The organism is Nocardiopsis coralliicola (genome assembly GCF_054779695.1).
Map to the genome: position 1 here is coordinate 18,133 of NZ_BAAGXT010000025.1, position 19,294 is coordinate 37,426.

The 19,294-nt window shown below is 71.1% G+C and carries 24 protein-coding genes, 1 pseudogene and 1 CRISPR repeat array; of the genes and pseudogenes, 8 read left to right on the forward strand and 17 right to left on the reverse strand.

From position 1 onward, the window contains the following. Positions 1-49 precede the first annotated feature (49 nt). A complete protein-coding gene (locus tag ACYVGT_RS17535; RefSeq protein ID WP_460859632.1) occupies positions 50-382 on the reverse strand; it encodes a hypothetical protein in 333 nt (110 codons plus the stop codon). 165 nt (positions 383-547) lie between these two features. Between ACYVGT_RS17535 and ACYVGT_RS17540 the strand changes: the two genes are divergently transcribed. Further along, a complete protein-coding gene (locus tag ACYVGT_RS17540) occupies positions 548-1,900 on the forward strand; it encodes a helix-turn-helix domain-containing protein (protein WP_460859634.1) in 1,353 nt (450 codons plus the stop codon). Further along, positions 1,897-2,418: a flavoprotein gene (locus ACYVGT_RS17545; RefSeq protein ID WP_460859635.1), complete on the forward strand. Its 522-nt coding sequence runs from the start codon at positions 1,897-1,899 to the stop codon at positions 2,416-2,418. Before ACYVGT_RS17540 ends, ACYVGT_RS17545 begins: the two co-directional genes overlap by 4 nt. Positions 2,419-2,461: 43 nt before the next feature. On the opposite strand, the gene ACYVGT_RS17550 is transcribed toward ACYVGT_RS17545, so the two are convergent. From ACYVGT_RS17550 to ACYVGT_RS17560, 3 genes are all read right to left on the reverse strand, one after another. Next, complete coding sequence (locus ACYVGT_RS17550; protein WP_460859637.1) at positions 2,462-2,749, reverse strand: hypothetical protein; 288 nt, start codon at positions 2,747-2,749, stop codon at positions 2,462-2,464. Between the two features lie 33 nt (positions 2,750-2,782). Continuing rightward, positions 2,783-3,532 (reverse strand): metal-dependent hydrolase, encoded by a 750-nt coding sequence (locus tag ACYVGT_RS17555; RefSeq protein ID WP_460859639.1) that lies wholly within the window; start codon positions 3,530-3,532, stop codon positions 2,783-2,785. A 162-nt stretch (positions 3,533-3,694) separates the two neighbouring features. Beyond that, positions 3,695-3,847: a hypothetical protein gene (locus ACYVGT_RS17560; RefSeq protein ID WP_460859641.1), complete on the reverse strand. Its 153-nt coding sequence runs from the start codon at positions 3,845-3,847 to the stop codon at positions 3,695-3,697. Between the two features lie 38 nt (positions 3,848-3,885). Next, a CRISPR array of direct repeats spans positions 3,886-4,402; the repeat unit is 29 nt; unit sequence GTGGCTCCCGCGCATGCGGGAATGGACCG. Here ACYVGT_RS17560 and ACYVGT_RS17565 point away from each other — a divergent pair. Beyond that, on the forward strand, positions 4,403-5,734 hold the full coding sequence (locus ACYVGT_RS17565; protein WP_460859644.1) for a glycosyltransferase family protein: 1,332 nt from the start codon (positions 4,403-4,405) through the stop codon (positions 5,732-5,734). A 49-nt stretch (positions 5,735-5,783) separates the two neighbouring features. On the opposite strand, the gene ACYVGT_RS17570 is transcribed toward ACYVGT_RS17565, so the two are convergent. The 7 genes from ACYVGT_RS17570 to ACYVGT_RS17600 all read right to left on the reverse strand — a co-directional run bounded on the left by ACYVGT_RS17570 (position 5,784) and on the right by ACYVGT_RS17600 (position 10,789). Next, a complete protein-coding gene (locus ACYVGT_RS17570; protein WP_460859645.1) occupies positions 5,784-6,062 on the reverse strand; it encodes a hypothetical protein in 279 nt (92 codons plus the stop codon). Positions 6,063-6,689: 627 nt separating this feature from the next. Further along, the gene (locus ACYVGT_RS17575; RefSeq protein WP_460859648.1) at positions 6,690-7,100 is read right to left on the reverse strand and encodes a hypothetical protein; all 411 of its coding nucleotides are present in this window, start codon (positions 7,098-7,100) and stop codon (positions 6,690-6,692) included. A gap of 22 nt (positions 7,101-7,122) precedes the next feature. Beyond that, on the reverse strand, positions 7,123-8,169 hold the full coding sequence (locus ACYVGT_RS17580) for a serine hydrolase domain-containing protein (protein ID WP_460859651.1): 1,047 nt from the start codon (positions 8,167-8,169) through the stop codon (positions 7,123-7,125). Then, a complete protein-coding gene (locus ACYVGT_RS17585) occupies positions 8,166-9,428 on the reverse strand; it encodes a UDP-N-acetylglucosamine 1-carboxyvinyltransferase (protein WP_460859653.1) in 1,263 nt (420 codons plus the stop codon). The genes ACYVGT_RS17580 and ACYVGT_RS17585 overlap by 4 nt, the downstream gene beginning before the upstream one ends. Then, a complete protein-coding gene (locus ACYVGT_RS17590; protein ID WP_460859655.1) occupies positions 9,425-10,093 on the reverse strand; it encodes an LbetaH domain-containing protein in 669 nt (222 codons plus the stop codon). The genes ACYVGT_RS17585 and ACYVGT_RS17590 overlap by 4 nt, the downstream gene beginning before the upstream one ends. A gap of 262 nt (positions 10,094-10,355) precedes the next feature. After that, complete coding sequence (locus tag ACYVGT_RS17595) at positions 10,356-10,517, reverse strand: hypothetical protein (RefSeq protein ID WP_460859657.1); 162 nt, start codon at positions 10,515-10,517, stop codon at positions 10,356-10,358. Then, complete coding sequence (locus ACYVGT_RS17600) at positions 10,514-10,789, reverse strand: hypothetical protein (RefSeq protein ID WP_460859659.1); 276 nt, start codon at positions 10,787-10,789, stop codon at positions 10,514-10,516. The genes ACYVGT_RS17595 and ACYVGT_RS17600 overlap by 4 nt, the downstream gene beginning before the upstream one ends. A 150-nt stretch (positions 10,790-10,939) precedes the next feature. Between ACYVGT_RS17600 and ACYVGT_RS17605 the strand changes: the two are divergent. From ACYVGT_RS17605 to ACYVGT_RS17615, 3 genes and pseudogenes are all read left to right on the forward strand, one after another. Beyond that, a pseudogene (locus ACYVGT_RS17605) lies at positions 10,940-11,083 on the forward strand (transcriptional regulator); the annotation flags it as partial. A gap of 742 nt (positions 11,084-11,825) precedes the next feature. Next, a complete protein-coding gene (locus ACYVGT_RS17610; RefSeq protein ID WP_460859762.1) occupies positions 11,826-12,056 on the forward strand; it encodes a hypothetical protein in 231 nt (76 codons plus the stop codon). Between the two features lie 13 nt (positions 12,057-12,069). Beyond that, the gene (locus ACYVGT_RS17615) at positions 12,070-12,642 is read left to right on the forward strand and encodes an HD domain-containing protein (protein ID WP_460859662.1); all 573 of its coding nucleotides are present in this window, start codon (positions 12,070-12,072) and stop codon (positions 12,640-12,642) included. A gap of 73 nt (positions 12,643-12,715) precedes the next feature. Here the strand turns inward: ACYVGT_RS17615 and ACYVGT_RS17620 are convergent, their stop codons facing one another. The 3 genes from ACYVGT_RS17620 to ACYVGT_RS17630 form a co-directional block, all read right to left on the reverse strand. Next, on the reverse strand, positions 12,716-13,906 hold the full coding sequence (locus ACYVGT_RS17620) for a hypothetical protein (protein ID WP_460859664.1): 1,191 nt from the start codon (positions 13,904-13,906) through the stop codon (positions 12,716-12,718). Continuing rightward, positions 13,900-14,478 carry a DUF4365 domain-containing protein gene (locus ACYVGT_RS17625; RefSeq protein WP_460859667.1) on the reverse strand — a complete coding sequence of 193 codons (579 nt, stop codon included), beginning with the start codon at positions 14,476-14,478 and terminating at the stop codon, positions 13,900-13,902. The genes ACYVGT_RS17620 and ACYVGT_RS17625 overlap by 7 nt, the downstream gene beginning before the upstream one ends. A gap of 115 nt (positions 14,479-14,593) precedes the next feature. Continuing rightward, positions 14,594-14,893 carry a metal-dependent hydrolase gene (locus tag ACYVGT_RS17630; protein WP_460859758.1) on the reverse strand — a complete coding sequence of 100 codons (300 nt, stop codon included), beginning with the start codon at positions 14,891-14,893 and terminating at the stop codon, positions 14,594-14,596. 384 nt (positions 14,894-15,277) lie between these two features. Between ACYVGT_RS17630 and ACYVGT_RS17635 the strand changes: the two genes are divergently transcribed. Beyond that, positions 15,278-15,718 (forward strand): hypothetical protein, encoded by a 441-nt coding sequence (locus ACYVGT_RS17635; RefSeq protein WP_460859668.1) that lies wholly within the window; start codon positions 15,278-15,280, stop codon positions 15,716-15,718. Beyond that, on the forward strand, positions 15,711-16,019 hold the full coding sequence (locus ACYVGT_RS17640) for a transcriptional regulator (RefSeq protein ID WP_460859670.1): 309 nt from the start codon (positions 15,711-15,713) through the stop codon (positions 16,017-16,019). The genes ACYVGT_RS17635 and ACYVGT_RS17640 overlap by 8 nt, the downstream gene beginning before the upstream one ends. A gap of 165 nt (positions 16,020-16,184) precedes the next feature. On the opposite strand, the gene ACYVGT_RS17645 is transcribed toward ACYVGT_RS17640, so the two are convergent. From ACYVGT_RS17645 to ACYVGT_RS17655, 3 genes are all read right to left on the reverse strand, one after another. Beyond that, positions 16,185-16,640: a GNAT family N-acetyltransferase gene (locus ACYVGT_RS17645; protein WP_460859672.1), complete on the reverse strand. Its 456-nt coding sequence runs from the start codon at positions 16,638-16,640 to the stop codon at positions 16,185-16,187. A gap of 107 nt (positions 16,641-16,747) precedes the next feature. Next, positions 16,748-17,650 carry a LysR family transcriptional regulator gene (locus tag ACYVGT_RS17650; RefSeq protein WP_460859674.1) on the reverse strand — a complete coding sequence of 301 codons (903 nt, stop codon included), beginning with the start codon at positions 17,648-17,650 and terminating at the stop codon, positions 16,748-16,750. 112 nt (positions 17,651-17,762) lie between these two features. After that, positions 17,763-19,274, reverse strand: a complete 1,512-nt coding sequence (locus ACYVGT_RS17655; protein ID WP_460859675.1) for an aldehyde dehydrogenase family protein — start codon at positions 19,272-19,274, stop codon at positions 17,763-17,765. Positions 19,275-19,294 lie beyond the last annotated feature (20 nt).

Genomic DNA, 19,294 nt, shown 5'->3' on the forward strand with positions numbered 1-19,294 from the left:
GGGAGCAGAGAGTGCGAGGCTTCCCAGTGGAGCCACGTCCACCCGGCGCTCACTGGTCGCCTCCGACGAGCGGACGACCGAACCGCCTGCCGGGGGACTCCAGGAGGCGTTCGAGCTCTCCGGAGCTGCTGGCGTGCAGGGTCGGCTCGATGCCGTCGTCCGCCGTTCGCGACGCCGCCCAGCCGGCGGGGCGCCCGTGCTGGTCGCGGGTGCGCCAGATGCGCCAGCCGGGGAACGCCTCGGCGAGGTAGTCCGCCTGGATCTCGTCGACCGGGTCCGGCTCGGCGGGGGCGGAGTGCGGCAGGCGGGCATGGATGGCAGTGCCGGAAACGGCGCCCGCGGGCATTCCCTCGCGCGGCCGAGGCGGGCTATCGTCGAACACGTCATCAGCTCCATGTGCTGGTGGCCGTGCCCCCGGACGGTCGGCTCCGTCGCGGGGGCGTCGTATTGCCCGACGATCCCGCCCCCGATCGGCTGAATCCATTCCACCGGGGTATCCCTGCCTGAGATAGTGGCCAGGTCCGACCGACCCCCACGGGAGGCAGCGATGCCACGACCGAGCGATCCCGTTGCCCTACCGGACTGGGCGTGGGGGCGCGACGACGTCGAGTCCGCCCTGGTCGCGCGCGATATCGGAGCGCTGCTGCGGTTCGTCCAGCAGTACGGAGGCGCCTCCCAAACGCGGTTGGCTGCGGCGACCGGCATATCCCAGGGGCGGATCAGCGAGATCCTCGCCGGGAAAAAGGCGGTGACGGCGTTCGAGGTCATCGAACGGATCGCCGACGGTCTCGCCATGCCCGACCCGGCGCGGATGCGGCTCGGGCTCGCGCCGCGAACCTGGATCGATGGGAATTCCGGATCTGGGCCCCCGGCGGGCCGCGGCTCCTCTACGCTCACGATTCCCACGAGCGAGGAGGGTGCTGTGCGCCGTCGTGAATTCATCGGCCTCGGAGTCGGAGCCGCGGCCGGACTGGCAGGCATCGCCGCCGCCCTCACCCACTACGGCGCGCCCAACCCTGACGCGCCGCGCCCAGTGCGTGAGCTGATTGCCGCCGCGGGCGACATGAAGGCCGCCTATCAGCGGTGCCGGTACGGTCGGGTCGACGCTGATCTGCCGCCGCTGCTGCGCGCTCTGGACGCCGCCGCGACCGGCGCCGCTGAATCTGCGCTGCACGCGGCCCGCGCGGAGGCGTACCACGTTGCCGCGAGCGTCCTGCTGAAACGCGGACAGGGCGGGCTGGCATGGCTGGCCGCGGACCGGGCTATGCGCGCTGCAGAGACCAGCGGTGACGCCATCGCCGTGGGCACCAGCACGCGCGTGCTGGTGCGGGCACTGGTCCGCGATGGCCACTACGGCACCGCGGCTGACCTGGCCGCCGACTCTGCCGCTCGTATCACCCCCGACAGCCCGCAATCCCTCTCGGTGTACGGGGCGCTGCTGCTCACCGGCGCGACCGCGGCCGCCCTCGGTGAGGACCGCGCCCAGGCCGACACGCTGCTCGCCGAGGCCGACGATGCCGGGCGCCGCCTCGGCGGCGATCACAACCACGCATGGACCGCCTTCGGCCCGACAAACGTCGCGCTGCACAGGGTGAACGCCTCCATCGAGCTCGGCGACGCCGGCGTCGCCGTCGACCAGGCCGGCGGCATCGACCTGGGCCGGATCGACGTGGTGGAGCGTCGCGCCGCGCTGCTCGTGGACACCGGCCGCGCCTACACGCAGTGGGGGAAAATCGACCGGGCCTATGAGGCTCTCGCTGCCGCTGAGCGAATCGCCCCCGAGGAGCTGGCCGCCCGTCCGGTCGCACGGAACCTGCTGCGGGAAATGGGCGACCGTTCAGTGGGGCACCTGCACACGCGCATCACCGAGCTCGCCGAGCGGACGGCGCTGGCGGCATGAGCGGGCGCGTGCTGTATGTGGTGGTGTGCGGGGCGGGCCCAGCCGGGGATGTGGGCGAACTCGTCGCAGAGGCGCAGAGCCGCGGCTGGACGGTGCAGGTCATCGCCACACCCTCGGGTCTGGGGTTCGTGGACCACGAGGCGCTGGAGGTGCTCACCGGCCGTCCGCTCCGCAGCCGCCACCGGGCGCGGGGGGCACCTCGCAGCCCGCGCGCGGACGCGATCGCCGTGGCTCCCGCGTCGTACAACACGGTGAACAAGCTCGCTGCTGGGATCGCGGACACCTACGCGTTGGACGTCGTGGGCGAGTCCGTCGGCATCGGTGTGCCGACCGTGATCGCTCCGTTCGTCAACGCGGCCTACGCGGCTCGGGCTCCGTTTCGCCGGTCCGTGGAGTCACTGCGTGCTGAGGACGTCGAGGTGATCCTGGAGTCCGATCCCCACCCTCCCGGGTCCGGTGGCGGCGTCAAGTTCCCATGGCGGCTGATCATGGACAAGGTCGAGTCCGCCGTCGAGTAGGTACGCGCCAGGCCCGGTCTTCGGACCGGGCCTGGCGCTGGCTCTACGCCGAGGCGCTCCACGGCGGAGAGCCGCGTCCCTGGATGGGGATCGCGGTCTCAGGAATATCCGTTTCGGCAGGAGTGGCCCTGCAAGGCGTGCGGAACTCGTCGTCCAGCGTCATGTCCCACTCGTCATCCTGGACTGCTGTGAAGGCATCCATGCGGTCCCGGAAGGTGACGGTGCCGCTCCACGCGATCCCGCCTGGCTCTGCCGCGAGTTCGGCGTCGGCGTCGATATGTTTGCCGCTGTCGCAGTGGAGCGTGACGGGTCCGCTGTATCGGGTTGCCACTGATCCCCCCGGCGTCGTTGTGGCGACTGCCCCTCAGCCGAGGATGCACCACGCGGCCGTGATGGGCACGCATATCCAGCACGTGGCGCGTACCACGCGTTCCTGCCAGCCCTCGGCGTCGGCGGCGAACGGCAGCGGGCTGCGCCACATCCACCACCGTTTCCCGCGCACCCGCAGCGGCCAGGCGAGCGGCACCCCGGCCCGGGTGAGCCAGTCCCCGAGCGTGTGCACGACCATTCCGGCCGCGGCCACTGCGCCGAGCAGCAGGGGATGCGGCGGCTCGACGGCGAGCACCACGGCGGTCGCGAGCGCGGCGCCGAGGCTGACCGTGGTCCACTGCGACAGCGACGCCCGGTCCCGCCCGGTGAGCGAGGCGCCCAGCCCGCGCAGCCCGAGGCTGAGCAGCAGCCACAGTGCCACCGCCGCAGTCGTCCAGTGCAGCGCCGCCGCACCCGCTCCGGCGCCGACCGCCATAGCGGCGGGCACGGTGTGCGTGAGGTGGCGGTGGGCGCCTCGTTCGTCGTACTGGCCGCCGTCATCGCGCGGCGTCCGGGTCGCCCGCCACGCCGCACGCGAAGCCCGCCGCACCGCCGTGCACGCGCCGCGGCTGAGCGGGCCCTGAGACCGCGACGCCGTGCTCGCCGGGTGATCCAGGTCCGGGACGAGCGCCGCACCCGCACCCACCCCGGCCGCGGCCAGAAGCCCGACCGGGCCCGCGTCGGCCGCGGCGGCGAGGAGAACGCCGGCCAGTGCTCCGGTGGCAGCGTGCGATGAGCCCATCATGGGGGCCTCCAGTAGAGGGGGGGAACCGGGGGCGCCCGCGCGCCCGAAACGCCGGTGATCATGGTCCCCCGGACGGGGGTACTCAGTAGTTCACGCAGGTCACGACCTCTACCGGGCCGGTAGTGGTACCGGGGGTTCTACCGGGCCCGGTAGAGGGTCTACTCAGTCCTCCAGGGCGTCCCACACCTCGCGCGGGCACTCTTGGGCGCCGATCATCACCGCCGCCGCAGCGGCCACGATGTGGGCCACCTCGTAGCCTTTGCCGGACGTGCCGTTCACCGTGAACGGGTGGCCGATCGGCTCGATGCCGACCATCCGAAGCAGCTCGGCCAGGCGCCGCGAGGTGAGGCCGCGTGGCTCCCGCGCATGCGGGAATGGACCGCCGCGCTCGGGCGGGATCCGCCAGGCCCGAGAGTGGCTCCCGCGCATGCGGGAATGGACCGCTGTTGGTGGTCGACCATGTGGGGCTGATGGCGTGGCTCCCGCGCATGCGGGAATGGACCGCTGCGCCAGATGGCCAGCGTGCTCGGGGTCGCGTGGCTCCCGCGCATGCGGGAATGGACCGACGCTGATGCGCTGAACCGAACGGTGATCCGTGTGGCTCCCGCGCATGCGGGAATGGACCGCTGCATTGGGTAGTAGGTGTCCGCCCGGTTTGGTGACTCCCGCGCATGCGGGAATGGACCGGTGGCGCCCGGGGTGACGTAGACGGGGCCGCGGTGACTCCCGCGCATGCGGGAATGGGCCGGACACGCAATGAACTTCCTCGCCGCCGTCACCGTGACTCCCGCGCATGCGGGAATGGGCCGAGGAGCCCAGGGTGCCCTTCAGGAGGGCGCCGGTGACTCCCGCGCATGCGGGAATGGACCGGTGGCCCACCTCTTCCACAACACCTTTCCCGGTGCGATGCAGGTGTGCCGCCGCTGGCGGCCCGACCTGGCGGTGTTCAACACCGAATGGGTCCGCGAGCATTACCGGCGGCACCGCATGATCACGCCCGGCACCGAGACGCTGGTGGTGCACCCGCCGATCGACGGCGCCCGCCACCGCACCCGCCCCGGCACGCACGTCACCCTGGTCAACCTGAACCGCGACAAGGGCGGCGAGATCTTCTACCGGCTGGCTGAGCGGATGCCCGACGTCGCCTTCATGGGCGTCGTCGGCGGGCACGGCGAGCAGGTCATCCGCACCGACCTGGCCAACGTGCGCATCCAGCCCCACACCGCGAATGCGCGCCGCGACATCTGGGCGCGCACCCTCATCCTGCTCATGCCCAGCGTGTATGAGTCCTACGGGATGGTCGCCGTCGAGGCCGCGCACTCCGGCATCCCCACCATCGCCAACCCGACCCCCCGGCCTGCAGGAGGCGCTCGACGACGCCGGCATCTGGGTGCGCCGCGACGACACCGGCGCGTGGGAGTCCGAGATCCGCCGCCTGCTGGAGCCCGCGGAGTGGCGCCTGGCCGCGAAACGGGCCCGCGCGCGGGCCGCCGAACTCAACCCCGGGGAGGAGCTGGCCGAATGGGTGGACGCGATCGAGCAGCTGTGATCATCCCGTGGCGGGGCGGCTGTCCGCACCGGGAGGCCGCACTCGGCTGGACGGCCGGGCGATGGAATTCCGCCGGCTACGAGGTGGTGCTCGGCGCGATGGCGGGGGAGTGGTGCAAGGGCGCGGCGGTCGCCGACGCACTTCCGGCCCTCGACGCGGATCTGCTGATCATCGCCGACGCCGACTGCTGGTCCGATGGGATCGGCGCCGCCGTGAACGCGGTCCGGTCCGGGGCGCCGTGGTCGATGCCGCACGGCCCGGTCCGCCGGCTCACCCACGCGGCCACCCTGGACGTGCTCGGCGGCGCCGAACCGGACCCGGGGATGGACCTGGTGCAGCGGCCGTATGCGGGCTGGCCGGGCGGCGGCATCGTCGTCGTCCCGCGGAGTCTCTACGTCGAGGCGCCGTTCGACCCGCGCTTCATGGGATGGTCGGGCGAGGACGAGTCCGCGGCGCACGCCTGGGCCACCCTGGCGGGTCCGCCGTGGCGCGGCGCGGCGCCGCTGTGGCACCTGTGGCATCCGCCCCAGCCGCGCATGTCCCGCCGGTGGGGGAGTCCGGAGGCGCGGTCGCTCGCCGGCCGCTACCAGGCCGCTGCCGGCCGCCCGGACGCGATGCTCGGCCTGATCGGCGAGGCCCGCATCCCCGCATGACGAAGCCCCGCACCCATTCGGGTGCGGGGCGCTTTTCGCGTCCCCGGGGTCACATCTTGGTGCCGATGGCGGCGAGCAGCAGGATGGCGAAGTGCATCAGGAAGGTGCCGCAGCCGAGCGCGAAACCGACAGCACCGACCGCATGCTCGCGCAGCCCGCGGCGGTGGGTCACCCGCAGCGCGTAGGCGCCGGTGATGGTGGCCGCGATGGGCAGCGGAACCAGCAGGCCCAGGCCGGCCACGGCCGGGATCGACGCGATCCCGAGGATCAGCGGCACGATCGCGCTTGCGGCGTAGGGCGCCGGCGGCGCGGCGGTGGGGGGATGCATCAGGGCTCCTGTCAGCGGGCCGGGCGAGTCCGGCGATGATGGGACGCCGTGAGAGGAGCGCGGGTTCACCGCTCAGGCGCGCGATGCTTAGGGGTGCAGCGGGCCGCTGATGTTCCTGGCCTGGATCAGTCGTCCGGCCACCGTGCCGCCGGCGTTCCTCGCCTCCGCGGTAGCGAGCGTGCAAAGCAATCGGGGCGTTCTTTACTAAAAGACGCGTGCACGCATTCGGGGGCCGCTAGCGTGGACGCGCCGTGCTGGCTTCCGCCGTAGGCGTCGGTCTCGTCGTGTCCCTCGTTGGGGCGTGGCGAGCCTGACGCCTATACGAAGGAGATGCCATGCGCGGAAAGCGGCCCACCTGGCGCGACTTCCTGATTCCGGAGTTCCTCCGGCTCGTTGAGACGCTTATCCGTCTGTTCAGCGACGGACCCAGGTAGGCCACCGGCCCTGGGCAGCGGGATGGATTCGACCCCCACTTTCGCTGCTCAGGGCATCTTCCTTGCGGAGCAAGACGCATATTAGACCACACCGTCGGGCCCGACCTTAGTCGACGACACCCTGTCGGCGAGAGGCTTCGTAACATTTTTGTCGGCAGAAACCCCGGTTTCCCCGGAGAGGGCTTCTCCACGTTCAGACCCGCGGCTGGTGCTCGTCCAGCATGTGCCGGGGCAGTCCGCGCCGCCACTCGGCGCGTAGCAGTGTGACACGCCGCTGCAGTTCGGGCGCCGGCGTCTCGGTGTCGATCGGGACCTGGAGCCCGCGGATCAGCTCGATGCCCTCGGTCGGGAGGATCTCGTTTAGTTCGTCGGGGCCGATGACGGCGGACATGGAGATGGGGGTCTCCGTCTCGTCGCGCCCGCGCGCGTCGAGCATCGCGTCGATGGTCCGTCCGGCGATGAGTGCAGCACCGCGCGGATGGGTGGACAGCGACTCGACCGCCCGCGTCAGGTGGGCGGGGCAGATGTACGCGTCCCACGCCGTGACCGCCGTGGGGTAGTCGTGGCGGGCGCGGGACGGCGCGTCCATGATCCAGTCGGACACGGGTCCAGTGTGCCCGACCAGGCTAGACGTCCCGCTTCCGGAATTGGGCGGCGGCCCGGCGGCGCAGCGCGGGCAGCCCCTCACGGGTGCGCCCGTAGGCGATGGCGTTGGTCAGGACCACCAGGTACCGTCCCGCGCTCGGGTCGAGGTACAAGCTCGTGCCGGTGAACCCGTGGTGGTACACGAGCCCGCCGTCGGAGACCAGCCACGCAAGGCCCCTGCTGGTTGAATCGTCGACCCGCACCGCCGGTTGCCAGGACTGCGCGATGTACTCCGCCCACGCGCCCGTCTCCCTCTTCGCCGTGAGCAGGCGCTGGGCGAGCGCGGCGAGCGCCTCGGCGGAGGCGAAGACGCCCGCGTGTCCGGCCGCTCCTCCCAAGGTGTGGGCGTTCTCGTCGTGCACGACCCCTTGCAGCGGTTCGCCGCCCACCAGGCGCCGCTCGGTGGGGGCGACGTTCGCGTTCCGGCCGAGGGGTCCGTATCGGAATCCGGAGGTTCCGAGCTCCACTGCGAATTCGTCGAGGAGGTGGGCCAGAGGGCGGCCGTGGACTCGGGCGAGCAGTAGCCCGAGGAGGATGAACCCGCGGTTGATGTAGCAGTGTACGCCGGCGGCGTCGATCGGTTCGGAGAGGATCACTTCGGCGACGTCGCGCGGGTCTCCGACGTAGCGGTCCAGGCGAGTCGCGGGCATCAGGCCCGAGGTGTGGGTGAGGATCTCCCGCACAGTGACGCCGCCGCCGGGCGCGTACCGCGCCGCAGGGATGTGCTCGCTGATCGGTGCGTCGAGGTCGAGAAGCCCGCGGCCGATCGCACGGCCGACTAGTGGCCACGTTGCGGCCACCTTCGTCAGACTCGCGATGTCGTACAGTGCCGAAGAATCCGGTGCGGCCTCACCGTTCGGTGAGACCGTCCCCGCAGCGGCGAACACGGGCTCGATATCGGTTCCGCCGGCGGCGACAATCCCGCCCGGTGTCTGACCTGCCTCGACCATGCGCTCTAGCTCACCGTGCAGGGCGTCCATGGACGCCTCCGCCCACGCGGACAACTGGCGGGTGGGGGTCTCGGTCACGGCTCCTCCTCGATGTCGGCGCCCAGCGCCCGCAAGGTGCGCGGCAGGTCCTCGTACCCGCGACGCAGGTGAGACATCCCGTAGACGTGGGTGGTTCCCTCAGCGGCCAGGGCCGCCAGGACGAGCGCAGTTGCAGCTCGGATGTCGCCCCCGGCTACGGTAGCGCCGCGCAGTGGCGACGGCCCGGAGATCACGAGTTCGCGCCCGCGTGCGGTGACGTCCGCGCCGAGCGAGGCTAGGCCGGCAGCGTGAGTCTCCCGCTGGTCGTAGACGGTCTCGGTCACAGCGGAGACCCCGGGCGCCTGGGTGAGCACCGCGCATAGCTGGGGTTGCAGATCCGTCGGATATCCGGGGTGTACGCCGGTTGCGATGGCGATCGGTCGCAGGTCGGCGCGTTCAGCGCGCACCGAGCCATGAAGCGGTGCGAGCTTCACCCCGGCTGCTGCGAGCGCATCGATGAATCCGTGGGGCAGATCGCTGAGGGCGGCGCCTGTGACGTCGATGCGGCCGCCGGTGATAGCCCCGGCCAGCATCAGCGTTCCTGCGGCCATACGGTCAGCCGGGACGCGTGCGGCGGCGCCGCCGATCCGGTCGCGTCCTTGCACGAGCAGGGCGTTGGTGTCAGCCTCGATGGGAACTCCCATGCGGCACAGCATCTCTACGGTCGAGTCCACCTCGGGCTCCTCGCTCGGCGAGGTGATCCGCGATTCTCCGCGCGCCGCTGCGGCCAGGAGGAGTGCCGTCACGGTTGCGCCGAGGCTCGGGCCGTACCCGCCTGGGGTAGCGCAGTCGACGTCGAACCCCCGCAACAGATCTGCGCTGGCAGTGATCGCCTGCCTGTCGGCGCGGACCTCGGCGCCTGCGGCGCGCATCGTCTCCAGGTGACGATCGATGCGCCGCACGGCGAAGGCGTCACCGCCCGGTGGAGGAAACGTTGTATGTCCGGTGCGGGCGAGCAGCGCCGCCCCGAAGCACGCGGTCGGGCGGATCCTGCCGCCGAGGTCGGGCGGGATCATGCTCTTCGAGAGGGCGCCGGCCTGGACGCTCATGGTGTCGCCGTGGACGCTCACCCTGGCGCCGGCGGTGTTGATGATGTCGGCGACCACTTCGGTGTCGGTGATCTGGGGGACGTTGCTCAGGTGTACCGGTCGGTCGGACAGTAGCGAGGCGGCGGCCAGGTGCAGGAAGACGTTCTTCGACCCCTGGACGGGTACGGATCCGGTGAGCGGGCGACCGCCGGTAATGCGCAGGTGGGTCATGACTTCACCCGCGCCTGACTCGGATACAGGCCGCCGAGCTGGTCCGTCGGATAGATGGTGACATCCGGGCCGATCAGCGTTCCCGGGGCGACTGAGGTCAGCGCGGGGAGCTGGACGCGGTCGCCGAGTACCGCGCCGAACTTGGTCTGCCCCGTTCCGACTTTGGCGTCGGCGACGGTGACGGACAGCTCGTCAACGGCCGGTTCGACTACAGGCCGGTCGACCCGCAGGTTCGCCAGCACCGAGGAGGAACCGACGTTGACCTGGCTACCGATGATCGAGTCTCCGATGAACACGAAGTGCATCGCCCTGGACTCGGCCAGGATGAGGCTGCGGGCGATCTCGCAGGAGTAGCCGACCTTGCTCCCGGGGCCGATCACCGTGTGATCGCGCACGAGGCCGCGCCCGACGTAGGCGCCGCGGCAGATCAGGGCCGGGCCGATGATGACTGCTCCGGCGTCGACGGTCGCGCCGGGCTCGACGATGACGGCGCCGTCGATCTCGGCGCGGGGGTGAACGACGCCTTCGAGAGAACGGCGGGCAGTGGCGAGCCAGGCGGCCATGGCCGCTTTCACGTCGAAGACGCGCCCTGGCAGGGAGAAGGGAAGAGGGACGGCCTGTGTGTCGCAGTAGTAGGAGAGGTCGAGGAACTCGTTGTGGTGCATCGCGTCTCCAGATGAAGTTGTCCCGGCTCAGACGTGTGCAAGCCCTGAACCGAGGGCCGCGCCCACTCCGACGGGGCGCGGCGGATGTGGGCCCCGCCCCCGCCCCGGTAGGGAACAACTGCGGTGCGGGAGCGGGGCGTCGCCGGCGCCTCTTCCCCTGGGGCGCGCGGCGGCTGGCCCGCTCGGCGTTGGGGAGGAGTGCGCCGCCGAGCGGTCAGGTCGGCCGCCGCACCGGGGGTGGGCAGCGGCCGACGATCAGGGGTCAGTCGGGGTCGTCGCGGCGGGGCAGCCAGCGGGCGCGGTCACTGGCGCCCTCGACGTCTGCAGCGCGGGCGTCGCGGTAGGGGTCGAGGATGGACCGGTGCCCGGCGAACCGCTCATCGCGGTCAGCGTCGCGTTTCTGCTTCTCCTCCGGTTCGGTCACGACGCACCTCCGACGAGCGGCCGGCCGAAACGCCGGCCTGGGGCTTCCAGGAGGCGTTCGAGCTCTCCGGCCGTCGCGGCGTGCAGCGTCGGCTCGACGCCGTCGTCAGCCAGACGGGTCGCGGCCCAGCCGGCCGGGCTGCCGTCCGGGCCGCGGGTGCGCCAGATGCTCCATCCGGGGAACGCCTCGGCGAGGTAGTCGGCCTGGATCTCGTCGACCGGGTCCGGCTCGGCGGGGGCGGCACGGGACAGGCGGAGCCTCGGCGCGCTCACCGACCCGCCTCTGCGGCCGTCAGCAGCATTCGCACCCATTCCGCACCCTCCGGCATCGTGGCCTGCCCTATCGTGGACACGACGCTACGGAGCGCCACGTCACAGCAGCAGTGACCCCGAGTACGGGTATCCCGCTCCCAGGAGGACCCGATGCCGACCCCCCGCGGCAAAACCCCGACCAGCAGTCAGGGTTCAGCCGAACGCGCCCGATCCGGTGTGATCTCCGGCTACGTCCTGCGGCTCATCCGCGAGCAAATCGGCCTGTCGCAAGACCAGCTCGCCGAGCAGCTGCGCGTCTCCCTGGACACCGTCGTCGGGCGGGAGACGGGGCGCCGCCCGATCACGGCCGTACCGGTCGGGCAGATGCTCGTTCACCGTCACCGCCTCCTGCGTCTCGGCGCCCCCGCGACGCTGCTGGCCGCGTTCGAGAAGGCCCAGGAGGCCGACGTCCTTCTCGGCGCTGCGATCGAGGGCAAGGAGGACCACGACGCCGACCCGCTCGGCGCGTGGGTCATGCAGCGCGAACTCGTCGAGGTCATGGCCTGGCCCCTGACGGGAGCGCCTCCCGAACCGGTGCGCGCCACCCCCGCGCCGCCCCGATCCCGCCGAGGACCTGTTCCGGCCGGCCCCGAGCTCGGCTTCACGGAGCGGCGGCAGTTCTTCACAGGGTTGCGGCGAACGGCCGAGGCCGCCCGCGAACCCCGCCATTTCCTTCTCCGTCGGCAGGCGCTCTACCTGTCGGGCTACGACGACGCTGCCGACGCTCAGGAATGGCTCGCCGCCCAGCAGCGCACCCGCGCGCCGGATGACTGGCTCTCGACCTGGCTGAACGGTCGGTCCGTCGCCTCGGTGGCCACGCGCTTCGGCGACACGGGGCGGCTGCGCCACTTCATCGACGGCGACCTGGCCGATGATCGGGGCGAGGCGGCGAACCTGAACTACTGGGCCTACTGGGTCGGCGAGCACGAGCACCTGGAACTGTCCGACGACTTCATCGCCGCGGGCCGCACCGGGCCGTGGGAGGGGCGGCGGCTCCTTGCTCATCTCCTGCCGCGCCTGGAGGCGGGACAACGGCTACCTCGACCTGTACGTGCACACGGCGTGGTCGCTGCTCGCGGCCCGCCCGGCGCTGCTGCGCAACGTCGAGGGTGCAGCCGAGGGGCTGCGCGACCGCGCGCAAATGCTGTTGGACGACGGCGGCACCTCGGCGCCGGCGCGCCGGGAACTCGACTCGATCCTGTACGCGATCCGCCTGGCCACGGCGTAGGAAGCGACCCCTCATGGACGAACTGACCCGCACCGCGCACCTGCTGTTCGAAGCCGGCACGCTGAAGGTGCAGCGCCGGACCGGGTGGTGGATGGGCGGGGTGCGCGACCCGGAATCGGTCGCCGAACACTCCTGGCGGACATCGCTGATCGCGTCGGTGGTGGCCTCGATGGAGGGAGCGGACCCTGCGCGCACGGCGCTCCTCGCGGTCTGGCATGACACCGGGGAGACCCGCAGCGGCGACGTGAACCACCTGGCGAAGAAGTACGCCGCCGTGGAGGCGGACCCGCGGGACATCGTGGAGGACCAGACCGAAGGCGCCGCCGACGCGGTCGCGGAGCTGGCCCGGTCGGTCATCGGGGAGTACGAGGACCAGGAATCGGCGGAGGCCCGCTGCGCGAAGGACGCCGACAAGATCGAGTGCATGCTGCAAGGCATCGAGTATCGAGCCCAGGGCTACGCCAGCGCTCAGCGGTGGATCGACAATTCGCGGGCCCGGGTGAAGACGGCCTCGGGGCAGGCGTTGGCGGATGCGCTCCTGGAGCAGGAGCCGGTTGACTGGCTCCGGGCCGCGATGGGGGAGTAGGTACGCGAAAGGCCCGGCGCCGAAGCGCCGGGCCTTAAGACCCGTTCAGCCCCTGGGGGGAAGATGGGGCGTCCTATTCGGTCACTTCACCGGGATGCCGCTCCAGAAACTCGTAGTAGCTGGGATCGACGACGGCGTTGGTCAACCTCCAGGCCCGCCGCTCATACGCCAGTTCTCCTGAAACTGTGAGCGGCAGCTTCTGCATGTACGCGCGGGCCGCCCAATCGTGGTCGCGGCCGGATAGGTGCATGTGCACCATGCGCTCACGACCATTGACGTCAGTCCTCAGCACCACGCTCGCAGGCGCTTCCTCGCCGTCGACCTCTTCGCCACGGCTGAGCGTTCTCACTGAACCCACCAAGGTGGCCTGCTGCGGAGGCTCGTCTCTTCGGACGAGGCGTTCCTTGACGACAGGGAGCCTTCCGAACTCGTCGCGGCCGAAACGGATGGGCAGTCGTCCAACCGTCGGGCGAGGCCCAGAAGCAGCCCACTCGAAGGACAAGTCAACCTGCCGTAGCTGATCTGGCTGAGCGATGTCCTCCAGGGATTCGACCAGCCCGGCGCTGAGCCCTGAGCTGCTGGGCATGTCGAAGATGCTCTTGTGGTCAACAAGCGATTGAGTCAGGGCCTGAGTGGTTTCCAACCCCCGTGCCAGAGTCTCCATGACCTGGCGGGTAAACGGAGTCAGAGGATCGTCGCCCACGTGTGCTGACTGGCTATCGGCGCTGCCATGCCTGGCAACCAACGTAAAGACGAAGCCCCCCTGCTTGGTGTGGCCGAGGCGGACGTCGTCCTCGAGGAACTCCGTGACTACGGACGGGCGGCGGCCGCGGTGGGAGTGCGTCGGGTCAGCTGTGGTCGTGGCAGCAGCCTTCATCATCTTCAGCAGAGCCTGAAGCGTCGCCTCTGCTTGCTTGAAAGGAATCGTGCCATCTGAAACGGTCTGATCCAGGCGCAGAAAGAACAGGTCCGCGCGGGTGTTGACGACGCGCTCGTAGAGTTCACTTACGCTCACCTCGTGCACATGACTCAGCACCTCGAGAGTCTCGGCGAAACGCCGATGGAAGTCCACGAACCCCCGGGCGAGTGGCAGCATGACGCGGCCCTCGGGCCTGCCGAAAACGCTACGTAGCCGCCAAACTTCTCGAACGTTCTCCTGCCGCGCTTCCAACTGCCAGTTGTGAGCGGCGAGGAACTGCGAGACAGCTCCAGGTGAGAGGTTCTCGGCAGCCTCCTGGAAGTCAGCAAAGGTGGAGCTCACCACGATCCCCCTCCCGGTGCGTCTCCGATGCTTCTCATGATGTCCAGCAGCTTCTCCCCTGTGAAGAGGTTACGCCGAGGGATGTGCACCGTCTTGGAGCCCTCTGGCCCCGCTAGCGGGGGGAGCTCCGCTGCGGCCTGCCAGTACATGCGGCTCTCAGTTACGAGGCGGTCGTGGTTCACTGACAGCCAACCAGCGTCGCTGTCGGGGAGGATGAGAACGCCCAGGTAGGCGGGAAGGTACCTGTTTGGAGCCGTGAGCTTCTTGTAGGGCTTTGCCTGCATCTGCCAGGTCAAGTACTCGCTACCAAGCTTGTGCTGTTGAGTCGTGCACTTGAGCTGAAGTTCCAGCTGAGCACCTTGGTAGAACCTGTAGTTTGCTGCTGAAGTGATCGTTATATCAACGCCTTCATAGTCGGTTTCGTGGTACTTGACCCCGCATCCGGCCTCGTAGGCGATCATTCGCGTAAATGCGACGCTGAATTGTTCCTGCCGTGCGTTCATCGGCAGCTGTCCGTCGACAAGGTCACGAGCGTCGCTGCCGCGCGACAGGGGGTCCTCGTGTTCTGCGGCCATAGACGGCTCCTACTGGTGGGTGCGTGAGAACCTAACCAGAGGCTTCGTTGGCGACCTATAGCTCCCGGAAGCTTGAGGTGGCCGAATCAGGCCAGGGGCGCTCTCGCCGCGTTCGTCAGGCGCCCGGTGCGGCAGGCAGCGCTGCTAGCCCCACAATCGTGCTCACCGCAAGGCTCACGGCGCGGATGCTTGCCTCAGCCCAGGAGTCTCCTGTGACGAACGGAAGCGGCGACCGCAGCATGTGCCAACGCGCGCCCCGAACCTGAAGGGGCCAGGCGAGCGGAACGCCGGACTTCGTCAGCCAATCGCCGACGATGTGGGTCAGTGACCCGACCGCGACGGTAAGGCCCAGCAGCCACGCCGATGCGCCCGGAGCGAGTGACTCTCGCGCATGCGGGAATGGACCGAGCACCATCACGCGTGCCCTTCATCGCATTGAGTGACTCCCGCGCATGCGGGAATGGACCGCGGGTTCCCGGCCAGCGCCACATGGGCAACCGGTGACTCCCGCGCATGCGGGAATGGACCGGCCGGAGAGGCGGACGGTCACCTTGGCCCAGTAGTGACTCCCGCGCAGGCGGGAATTGACCGCGCGGCGAGGTCGAGATGGGGGCCCGGTCGGGGTGTGCCCCGCTGTGCAGGTGAGGACTGGACCGTCGTCGGCCACGCGGACAGCCCGCGGTGGACTGGCTCGCCGTCGTCGCGCTGTGCCGCGGCGAGGTTCCGAGCTCTCCGCCTCCTGGTGGCCCACCCTGACCTCCCTGTTTCCATTGCGGAAACTCCTGGTACAGTTTCCTCCATGGAAACAGGTGGTGATCAATCGCCGGACCGGGGCGAAGCGCAGGCGATGTTCGAAGCAGTGCGTCAAGCCGAGTCCGAGACCCGGAACCCGCCGCTGCCTTGGAGGTTCTTCGTTGTACAAGCACTGCTGCTCGCCGTGATCTGCAGTGCACAGGTGCTTCCGATGGGTCCGTCGCGCCTGGTGACGATCCTCGGGCTTGTGGCTGTGGTGGGCATCGGCATGCGGGCAGTGTTCACAAGGCCGGGCTACGGGGTCGTCTGGCCTGATGGCCGGGCCGCCTTTCCCTACCTGGTTGCCATGTTGATTCTGGTCGGGCTTCCCGCTGCGCTCGCGTTGGGTCTCGAAGTGCCGTGGCTTTGGCTCGTCGCCGCGGCCCTGGCCGCGGTGACCACTCTGGAGATGGGGCGTCGGTACCGAAAGGCGTTCGGTCGTGCCTGAGGCGAGGTTTGATCAGTTGATCCATGCCCCGCACAGGCTGATGATCTGCGCGGTCGCGAATGCCGCGACGCATGTCGAGTTCAGTGAACTGCAGGAGCGGCTGGGCATATCGAAGTCCGCACTCAGCAAACACATCGGCCAACTTGTCGAACACGGATACCTGCAGGAAGAACACCGGACAAGAGGCGGGTACTCCCGGCTGCGGCTCTCGCTCACCGAGCCAGGGCGCCGCGCATTTCGAGCGCACACTGCCGCCCTGAAGAAGATCATCGAGGCAGACGAGCAACCCGGCGCATCGTGACTCCCGCGCACGCGGAATGGGCCGCCGATCTGCGCTCGCCGGAGCACCGCCGCAACAAGAGCCACTACCAGCGGTTCCGCGCGGCCCGCCGCCCGCCGGCGCGGATGCGGGCACTGCTGAGTGCTGCGCCCGCCGCCCCCAGCGCGTGCGGGGAGGCGGCCCGCGTCAGGTGGTCAGCTTCCGCTCGTAGCAGACGCTTTCGGCGCAGTCGACGTAGTGGCCGAAGCGGGGGATGGGGTGGTAGCCGCAGCGTTCGTAGAGGCGGATGGCGTCCGGTTGCTCGACACCGGTCTCCAGGCGCATGGTCTGCGCGCCGGACTCCGCCGCGCGGCGCTCCAGGGCCCGCAGCAGGTGCGCGCCGATCCGGCGCCCGCGCCACTCCGGCACGATGTACATCCGCTTGACCTCGAAGGCGGACGCGTCCAGCCGGCGCAGGCCGCCGCAGCCGACGGGGCCGGTGTCCGTGCTCGCGAGCAGGAACAGGTCGATGTCGGCCGCCGACGGCTTGGGGCCCAGTTCCAGATCGGCGCCGTAGCGCTCGATGGTCTCCCGCTCCTGGGCCTCGCGCAGCCGCTTTCCGGCCGGATCGTCCCAGGCGGTGTCCCGAAGGGTGATTCGCACGGTGCGAAGCCTATGTGCCGGGGGCCCATGCCCGGAACGCCGCGCGTACCGGGAGGCGGCGCCGATCGGCCGCTGCGGCCGGGGAACCGCGCGCGCTGCCCCGGCGGTCACGGAGACGGCCACGTGCGCAGCGCGCGCAGCCGGGTGAGGAACACCGATTCGGCGGGGGAGAGGACCCGGTCGCGGCGCCGGCAGACCACGATCGGGCGGCCCTCCCGCGGCGGTCGGACACCGATCACCGCCAGCACGCCGGCGCGCACGTCCCGCTCCACCGCGTGCTCCGACAGCAGCGCGATACCGAGCCCGGCGGCGACGGCCTGCTTGGCGGTCTCCGCACCCCAGATCTCGGCGGTGGCCGCGCCCTCCAGGCCCCACTCCTCCAGCGCCGCCACCTGCTCGGTGCGGGTGGAGGAGCCCGGCTCGCGGAGCAGGAACCGCTCGCCGCGCACCGACTCGGGGCCGATGTCCGCGGCGCCGGCCAGGGGATGGCCGGGCGCGCAGCACAGCAGCAGCCGGTCGCTGAGCAGCGGCTCCTGCACCAGCTGCGGTGCCGCGGGCCCGCCCGCGACGACCGCCAGCCCGATCTCTCCGGCGACCAGCGCCGCCTCCACCTGCCCGCTGTTGCCGACGAACAGGTCGAAGTCGACCTCCGGGAAGTCGGTGCGGAACGCCGCGGTCAGCCCGGGCAGCAGATAGGTGCCGACGGTCGTGGTCCCGCCGATGCGCAGCCGCCCCGCCCGCAGCCCCTGGATCTGCTCGACCGCCGCCACCGCCTCGTCGGCGAGCAGCAGCAGCCGGCGCGCGTAGGCGGCGAGCGCCTCGCCTTCGGCGGTGGGCCGGATGCGCGCGCCGGACCGGTCCACCAGCCGCGCCCGCAGCGATGCCTCCAACTTCTTCACCTGTGTGGAGACCGAGGGCTGGCTCATGTACAGGTGCGCCGCAGCGGCGGAGAAGCTGCCGTGGTCGATCACGCGCAGGAAGATCTCCAGCCGGTGCAGGTTCAGGTCCATGCGCGCTCCTCCGCCGCTCCGCGCCCGCGGGTGCGGGCTCCCCGCGGGCCCTGCCGCCGGCGGCGGCCGGCCGGGGTCGGCCCCGGCCGGCAGTACCGCCGCCCGCCGCATCTCAGTAGGAGATGCAGGCCGACCGCCACTCGGTATAGAAGTCCCACACCTGGGGGGAGCACTCCGGCGCCCCGTACTGGGACATCTTGGACCCTCCGTGCGGCAGGTGGGCATAGGCGCCCACGCCCGGACGGTTGACGTGCAGCATTCCCGCCTCGAACCGGTCGAGCGCCTCGAAGATGCGCGCCGGGTCAGCCGTGAAGACCGTGCCCGACATGCCGTAGCGCACCCCGTTGGCGATCTCCAGCGCCTCGTCGAAGCCGTCGCACCCGATGACGGACAGCACCGGGCCGAACACCTCCTCGCGCGCGATCTCGGAGTCGGGGGCGACATCGGCCAGCACCGTCGGCGCCACGTAGTAGCCGGGCGGCAGCCCCTCCGGCGGCCGGCCGTCGCCGTGCGGGCCGCCGCCGCAGGCCACCCGCGCGCCCTCGCGCACCGCGGTGCGGACCGCTGCCAGGCAGGCGTCGCGCCGCTCGGCGGTCACCACCGGGCCGATATCCGACTCCGGGTCGGCGCCCGGGCCGATCCGCAGCGCCGCCACCCGCGCCCCGAGCAGCTCCAGCAGCCGGCCGTGCACCGCCCGGTCCACCACGACCCGGCTGGTCGCGCTGCACCGCTGCCCCGCCTGCCCGAAGGCGCCGTGCACGATCGCCTCGGCCGCCTTCTCCAGATCGGCGTCGGCCAGCACCACCACCGCGTTCTTACCGCCCAGCTCCAGCTGGGTCCGGAGCAGCCGGTCGGCGCCGGCCCGGTGGATCGCCCGCCCCACCGGCAGCGACCCGGTGAACGACACCCCCGCCACCGACGGGTGGTCCACCAGCGCCTCGCCCGCAGCGCGGTCCCCCTGCACCAGATTGAGCACGCCCGGCGGCAGGCCCGCGTCGGCGAACACCTCGGTGAGCAGCGCCGCCGTCAGCGGCGTGAACGGAGACGGCTTGAGGACCGCGGTGCAGCCGGCCAGCAGCGCCGGCGCCGCCTTCCACACCGGGATGGCGAGCGGGAAGTTCCACGGCGTGATCAGCGCCGTCACCCCGATCGGTGCGCGGGTGGTGAACGCGAAGGTGCGCGGGTCCTCGGCCGGCGTCGTCACTCCGTTGAGCCGCCGCGCCTCGCCCGCGGTGAAGTCGAGCACCGCCAGTGCGCGCTCCACCTCGCCGAGCGCCTCGGCGGTGCGCTTGCCCTGCTCGGCGGTGATCGCCGCGGCGAACTCGTCGGCGCGGGCGCGCAGCAGCTCCTCGGCGCGGCGCAGTACCCGGGCCCGCGCGATCGGGCCCTCCGCCCGCCAGGCGGGCCAGGCGCGGGCGGCGGCCTCGACCGCCTCCTCGCTGTCGGCGCCGCCCGATTCGGCGAACCGGCCGATCGCGGGCGCCCCGCCGCCGTAGGCGGGGTCGGTGTCACTGCGCCGCTGCCCGCTCTCGGCGGGGCGCCAGGCGCCGTCGATGTAGTTGTCCTGCAGGGCCGGGCGCCGGGCCAGAACCGCGGCGGAGGGTTCGGCGGTGGTCTCGTGCATGGGTCCTCGTCTCGTGGCGG

Excerpts from the sequence above, each read along its gene's own strand:
- ACYVGT_RS17540 (WP_460859634.1), top strand. The coding sequence starts at position 548 with ATGCCACGACCGAGCGATCCCGTTGCCCTACCGGACTGGGCGTGGGGG.
- ACYVGT_RS17545 (WP_460859635.1), top strand. The coding sequence starts at position 1,897 with ATGAGCGGGCGCGTGCTGTATGTGGTGGTGTGCGGGGCGGGCCCAGCC.
- ACYVGT_RS17555 (WP_460859639.1), bottom strand. The coding sequence starts at position 3,532 with ATGATGGGCTCATCGCACGCTGCCACCGGAGCACTGGCCGGCGTTCTC.
- ACYVGT_RS17560 (WP_460859641.1), bottom strand. The coding sequence starts at position 3,847 with ATGGTCGGCATCGAGCCGATCGGCCACCCGTTCACGGTGAACGGCACG.
- ACYVGT_RS17570 (WP_460859645.1), bottom strand. The coding sequence starts at position 6,062 with ATGCATCCCCCCACCGCCGCGCCGCCGGCGCCCTACGCCGCAAGCGCG.
- ACYVGT_RS17585 (WP_460859653.1), bottom strand. The coding sequence starts at position 9,428 with ATGACCCACCTGCGCATTACCGGCGGTCGCCCGCTCACCGGATCCGTA.
- ACYVGT_RS17590 (WP_460859655.1), bottom strand. The coding sequence starts at position 10,093 with ATGCACCACAACGAGTTCCTCGACCTCTCCTACTACTGCGACACACAG.
- ACYVGT_RS17615 (WP_460859662.1), top strand. The coding sequence starts at position 12,070 with ATGGACGAACTGACCCGCACCGCGCACCTGCTGTTCGAAGCCGGCACG.
- ACYVGT_RS17625 (WP_460859667.1), bottom strand. The coding sequence starts at position 14,478 with ATGGCCGCAGAACACGAGGACCCCCTGTCGCGCGGCAGCGACGCTCGT.
- ACYVGT_RS17630 (WP_460859758.1), bottom strand. The coding sequence starts at position 14,893 with ATGGTGCTCGGTCCATTCCCGCATGCGCGAGAGTCACTCGCTCCGGGC.
- ACYVGT_RS17635 (WP_460859668.1), top strand. The coding sequence starts at position 15,278 with ATGGAAACAGGTGGTGATCAATCGCCGGACCGGGGCGAAGCGCAGGCG.
- ACYVGT_RS17650 (WP_460859674.1), bottom strand. The coding sequence starts at position 17,650 with ATGGACCTGAACCTGCACCGGCTGGAGATCTTCCTGCGCGTGATCGAC.
- ACYVGT_RS17655 (WP_460859675.1), bottom strand. The coding sequence starts at position 19,274 with ATGCACGAGACCACCGCCGAACCCTCCGCCGCGGTTCTGGCCCGGCGC.